Annotated in this window: 2 protein-coding genes and 1 pseudogene; all 3 read right to left on the bottom strand. The window is 69.6% G+C overall.

Annotated elements, in window-relative coordinates:
* Positions 1-3,460, bottom strand: a 3,460-nt coding sequence (locus ACFTZL_RS39420; protein ID WP_382593670.1) for a type I polyketide synthase, incomplete at its 3' end; no start/stop codon positions are given.
* A gap of 57 nt (positions 3,461-3,517) precedes the next feature.
* Positions 3,518-5,362, bottom strand: a complete 1,845-nt coding sequence (asnB, locus tag ACFTZL_RS39415; RefSeq protein WP_382593667.1) for an asparagine synthase (glutamine-hydrolyzing) — start codon at positions 5,360-5,362, stop codon at positions 3,518-3,520.
* A 273-nt stretch (positions 5,363-5,635) separates the two neighbouring features.
* A pseudogene (locus ACFTZL_RS39410) lies at positions 5,636-6,154 on the bottom strand (transcriptional regulator); the annotation flags it as partial.

The following is a 6,154-nucleotide window of genomic DNA, read 5'->3' as shown; positions in this document are numbered from 1 at the left end:
GGTCGATGGCGGCGTGCATGGTCGCGTCGAGCAGCGCGGGGTGGATCCCGAACCGCGTCGCCTGTGGCGCCGCGGTCTCGTCGAGCGACACGTCGGCGATGACCTCTCCGTCGTCTCCCCATGTGGCCGTCACACCCTGGAAGGCGGGCCCGTAGAGGAATCCGAGCTCGATCAGCCGGTCGTAGAGCGCCTCACCGGTGGTCGTTCCGCTCGATTCGTCCGCCGCGAGCCAGTCGTCGCTGTCCGGGAGGGCGTCCGGTTCGCGGGAGGACAGCACGCCCTCGGCGTGCAACGCCCATCCCGCACCGTCCCGGTCGCCCTCGGCCCGAGAATGGAAGGTCACGGACCGGGCCCCATCGACGTCGGCGGCGCCGACGGTGACCTGCAGTTCGGTCGCCCGGTCCGGGGCGAGGACCATCGGGGCCCGCAGCGTGAGCTCTTCGATCACCCCGCAGCCGAGCATGTCGCCCGCGCACCACGCGATCTCCAGCAGGGCCGCCGCCGGCACGACGACCGCGTCGTGGACGACATGGTCGACGAGCCATGGGTGGCTCCGCCGCGAGAGGCGTCCGGTGAACAGCCACTCGTCACGGCCGGCGAGCTGCACCGCCGCCCCGAGCAACGGGTGGTCGGGGAACAGCAGCCCGGCCTGCGTCACATCACCGATCGACACGTCGTACGAGTCCGGGTCGTGCCAGTACCGGCTGCGCTGGTACGCGTACGTGGGCAGGGCTACGTGGCCGGTCCGGCGTCCGGCGAACAACGGGGCCCACTCGACGTCCATCCCGGCCGCGTGCGCCTCGCCCAGCAACGACAGGACCTGTTCCACCTCGTCCTCGCCGCGCCGCGTGGCCGCCGCGACCAGCGCCCGCGCCTCGACGTCCGGCGGCAGACAGTGTCGGGTCAGCGCCGCCAGGACACCGTCGGGTCCCATTTCCAGGAACCGTCGTACTCCGAGGGCACCGAGCGTCTCGATCCCCGGCGCGAACCGCACGGCGGCCCGCACCTGGCGCGCCCAGTAGGCCGCGTCGAGCAACTCCTCCCCGGCGGCCGCGCCGGACACGTTCGACACGACCGGGATCCGCGGCGGGTGGTAGGCGACGGTCCGGGCGATTGCCTCGAACTCCTCGAGCATCGCCTCCATATGGGCCGAGTGGAACGCGTGGGAGACCCGCAGCCACGTGGTCTTGTGCCCCTCGCCGGACAGCCGTCGTCCGATCTCCTCGACCGCGGCCCGGTCACCGGAGACCACCACGGCGGCGGGCCCGTTCACCGCGGCGAGGGACGCCCGGCCGTCGCATGCCGCGATCGCCTCGACCGCCGCGGCCTCCGGTGCCGCGATGGCGAGCATCGCCCCGCCTTCGGGCATCGCCGCCATGAGCCGGCCGCGCGCCGCCACCAGGGTGCACGCGTCCTCGAGCGTCCAGACCCCGGCGAGGTGGGCCGCGACGAGTTCACCGACGGAGTGCCCGATCAGCACGTCCGGGCGGACCCCGAACGACTCCAGCAGGCGGAACACAGCCACTTCGAACGCGAACAGGGCCGGCTGGGTGAAGTCGGTCCGGTCCAGCACATCCGCGCCGGAGAACATCACGTCCTTCAGCGAACGCCCCAACAGCGGATCGAACTGGGCGCACACCTCCTCCAGCGCGGTCGCGAAGACCGGGAACGTCCGGTACAGCCCGGCGCCCATGCCGGCCCGCTGCGCGCCCTGGCCGGTGAACAAGGCGGCCGTCTTCCCCGTGCCGACGGTCCCCACGACGGCCCTGGACGACGGGGTACCGGCGGCCAGTTCGGCCATGCGCGCGAGCATGCCGTCGTGATCAGCGGCAACCGCGACAGCGCGGTTTCCGAGCTGTGCTCGCGACTTCAGCAGCGCGTGGGCGACCTCGGCGAGGTCCGCCTCGGGGTGCCCGAGCAGCCAGTCGTGCACCCGCTGTGCCTGCGCCTGGAGCGCCGCCTCGCTCTTGGCCGACACGGACCACGGCATGACGTCGGTGGCGATGAGCGCCTCAGCCGGATGCGGCTCGACGTCGGCCGTGTCCGGCGCCGTGGACTCGGCGGGTGCCTCCTCGATGATCACGTGCGCGTTGGTGCCGCTGATCCCGAACGACGACACACCCGCCCGGCGAACCCGCTCCCCGGCCCGCCACGGCTCGGACTCGGTCAACAGCCGCACCGAACCCGCGGACCAGTCCACATGCGACGACGGCTCATCCACATGCAGCGTTCGCGGCAACTGACCGTTCCGCAGCGCCTGAACCATCTTGATCACACCGGCCACACCGGCCGCCGCCTGCGTATGACCGATGTTCGACTTCACCGATCCGATCCGCAACGGCGTCCCGTCGCCGCGATCCTTTCCGTACGCGGCGATCAGCGCCTGCGCCTCGATGGGATCACCCAGCGTCGTACCGGTCCCGTGCGCCTCGACCACATCGACATCGACCGGTGTCAGACCCGCACTGGCCAGCGCCTGCGCGATGACACGTTCTTGCGAGGGGCCGTTGGGCGCGGTCAGGCCGTTGCTCGCACCGTCCTGGTTCACCGCACTTCCGCGGATCACGGCCAGCACGTTGTGCCCCAGCCGCTGAGCGTCCGACAACCGCTCCAGCGCCACCACACCCACGCCCTCGGACCACGCCACGCCATCAGCCGAGGACGCGAACGACTTGCACCGGCCATCAGGCGACAGACCACGCTGCCGGGAGAACTCCACGAACAGCAACGGCGTCGACATCACCGTCACACCACCGGCCAGCACCAGCGACGTCTCACCCTGACGCAGGGCCTGACACGCCAGATGCAACGCCACCAGCGACGACGAACACGCCGTGTCCAACGTGACCGCCGGACCCTCCACCCCCAACGTGTACGCGACCCGACCCGACACCACACTGCCCGCCGAACCGGTGCCGACGTATCCCTCAGCAGCGCTCGACTGCGCGGCGAACCCGTAGTCCTGGTACATCACCCCGGCGAAGACACCGGTGTCACTGCCCCGCAGCGACGTGGGATCGATCCCGGCGTCCTCCAGCGCCTCCCACGACGCCTCCAGCAACAACCGCTGCTGCGGATCCATCGCCGACGCCTCACGCGGCCCGATCCCGAAGAAGCCCGCGTCGAATTCCGCCGCGTCGGGCAGGAATCCGCCCTCGCGCGCATACGACGTACCGGGCTTGTCCGGGTCCGGGTCGAACAGCCGGTCCAGATCCCAGCCGCGGTCGGACGGGAACCCCGTGATGGCGTCCCGGCCCGACGCGACCAGGTCCCACAGGTGCTCCGGCGTTTCGACACCGCCCGGGTACCGGCAGCTCATGCCCACGATCGCGATCGGCTCGTCGATCCGGGCCTGGAGACGCTCCAGGCCGTCACGGGTCTCAAGGAGTTCCAGCGTTACCTTCTTCAGGTACTCCACGAGCCGGGCTGACGACTGATCCTCAACAACGTTCTCGTCCACGAGGTATTCACACCTAAGGTCCGGGGTCGGCGCTGGAACGGGCCTGTCGGCGCGCGCTCAGAACAGCGGGCTCACGTCCACCTGGTACTCCTTGATCCAGGCGTTGGCGCGGATCAGGCTTTCGGTGCGCAGGCGGTTCCAGGTGCCGCCACCGGCCGCATCGGTGCCGTCGACGACCTGTTGTGCCGCCTCGGCATTGATCAGGGGACGGATGGGCTCGTCGTCGCCGTTGTCCAGAATGTGCTTGAGACCGGTGCGGAGCATGTCGTCGTATCCGGTGTCGAGCGTCGCCGGGAAAGCCGACTTGGGCCGTTGCAGTACCGATTCCGGCAGCAGATCGCCTGCGGCGGCGCGCAGCAGCCACTTTCCGGTGCCGTTCCGCTTCTTCATCGACCACGGGACGTTGAACATGTACTCGATGAGCCGGTGGTCGCAGAAGGGCACCCGGACCTCGAGCCCGAGGGCCATGCTCATCCGGTCCTTGCGGTCCAGAAGCGCCCGCATGAACCGGGTGAGGTCGAGGTAGTTCACCTCACGCATCCGTGCGTCTTCGGGTGCTTCGCCGTCGAGCCGGGGAACCTCGGCCAGGCCTTCGTTGTACATGCCGCCGAGCCGTTCCATCATGCCCGTCCGCTCGATGACGTCGGAGCTGAACAGGCTGAACGGGCCGGGTGTGCCCCGCAATACCTGGAACGCCATCCAGGGGTAGATCGGGATGTCGAGGGCCTTCTGGTCGTGCACCCACGGGTAGCCGCCGAAGACCTCGTCGGCGCCTTCGCCGGAGATGGCCACGGTGCAGTGCTCGCGCACGGCGCGGAACAGCAGGTAGAGCGAGACGTCCATGTCACCGAGGTGGTTGGGCAGGTCCCAGGCCGCGAGCACCTGCCGGCGGACGTCGGGGGCGCTGAGCCCAAGGGTGTCCACCGCCACGGACTTGTGCAGGCAGCCGATGTGCTTCACCACCTGCTCGATGAACGGGCCGTCTTCGGTGGTGCGCAGTCCGTCCGCCTCGGAGTCGAACGAGTCCGAGTAGCCGACGAAGTCGATCGAGAACGAGTGCAGCACATCGTCGGTGTTCGCCCGGGCCGCGAGGGCGGTGAGCACGCTGGAGTCGACGCCACCCGACAGCAGCATGCCGAGCGGCACGTCGGACACCAACTGCCGCTCGACGATGTCCTCCATGAGCGAGCGCACCTTGGCGACCGTGGTGTCCAGGTCGTCCTCGTGGGGCCGGGCTTCCAGTTGCCAGTACCGGCGCTTGTCGATCCCGTTGCGGTTCACCTTCAGGTATTCGCCGGGCTGCAGTTCGTGCATCCCGTCGAACAGCGTGGCTCCGGCCATGTTCGCCTGGAGCATGAGGAAGCTCGCGAACCCGTCGGGGTTCACCACGCGGCGGGCCTCCGGATTGGCGAGGATCGCCTTCGGCTCCGAGCCGAAGAGAAGTCCGCGGCCGGTCGGGTAGTAGTAGACGGGCTTCACGCCGACCCGGTCCCGGACCAGCAGCAGCTCTTCCTTGTCGGTGTCCCAGATGGCGAACCCGAACATGCCGTTGAGGCGGCTCACGAAGGCCTCGCCCCACTCGGCATAGGCGAGGGCGACGACTTCCGTGTCGCTGTTCGTCGTGAACTTGTGTCCCTTGCCCTCGAGTTCGGCGCGCAGCTCGCGGAAGTTGTACACCTCGCCGCTGTACGTCAGCACCGTTGCGCCGCGCACCATCGGCTGCGCGCCGCCGGCCGGGTCGATGACCGCGAGCCGGCGATGGCCGAGGGCGGCGTGCGGCGACAGCCACACCGCTCCGTCATCGGGCCCGCGCAACGCCATGGTTGCCGTCATGGACTCGACCGTCGCGCGCCGCGAACGCAGATCCGTCCCGAAATCCACCCAGCCGGTTATTCCACACATGTCCCCACCCTCCGAAGACCGAGTTGCTTTTCCCCAGCATTCTGCAGCGGCTGCGATTCGAACAGTAATCCCGCGACTGCCTCCGAAGCAGCTCGGGGCGCACCAGGAAATTACCCGTGGGCGAATCGCCCACGGGTAACGCAGAATCTGCTGCGGCCGCGATTCACGGCAGAGTCCGGAAGAAGTGGACGCGAGCGTTGCCGACGAAATCAACCGGGTGCACAGAACGCACCAGGGGTGTCGGCAACGCTGTCTGCCGTATCGATCGAACGGCTATGCCTCAGTGTCCTGGGAATTGATTCGTTCCGTCAATTCTTCCGCGAGGAGCTGCCAACTCTCCGCGTGATGCCGCGCCAGTTCGGCGATCACCGGCGCGCAGTGGATCGGAAGGCTGCTCGCCATCGTCGTCCAGTCGTGCGGCTGGACGGCGGAGACGTCCAGGATCCGCAGCAGTCTCCGGCCCGCCTCGGTGAACCGGAGTGACGGGTCGGCAGACAACCGCCGGACCGTCAGCGACAGGTCCACGGCGCCCGGGCGTACCCGGGGGCGCTTCACGATGCCGCGCCCTCCGGTCCCCCGGCCGACCGGCGACATGTCGTCCGGCTGCCCCGTGGTCCCCGCTGCTCCCGCGCCGGCACGCACCCGCCTTCGCACGTCCTTCGCCGTGGTGAGCGAGATGCCGGCGGCGAGCGCCACTTCCTGGGCGGACGCCTCGGGCTTCACCGCGAGGAACGCCAGCGCACGGGTGCGGCCTGCGGCCGCCGCGGCCGGGTAGGCCACACCGTCCCGCCC

This window comes from Streptomyces sp. NPDC056948 (assembly GCF_042674225.1).
GTDB lineage: Bacteria > Actinomycetota > Actinomycetes > Streptomycetales > Streptomycetaceae > Streptomyces > Streptomyces purpurascens.
Note: the sequence above shows the minus strand (reverse complement) of the source record. Positions and strands in the feature narration are given on the sequence as shown.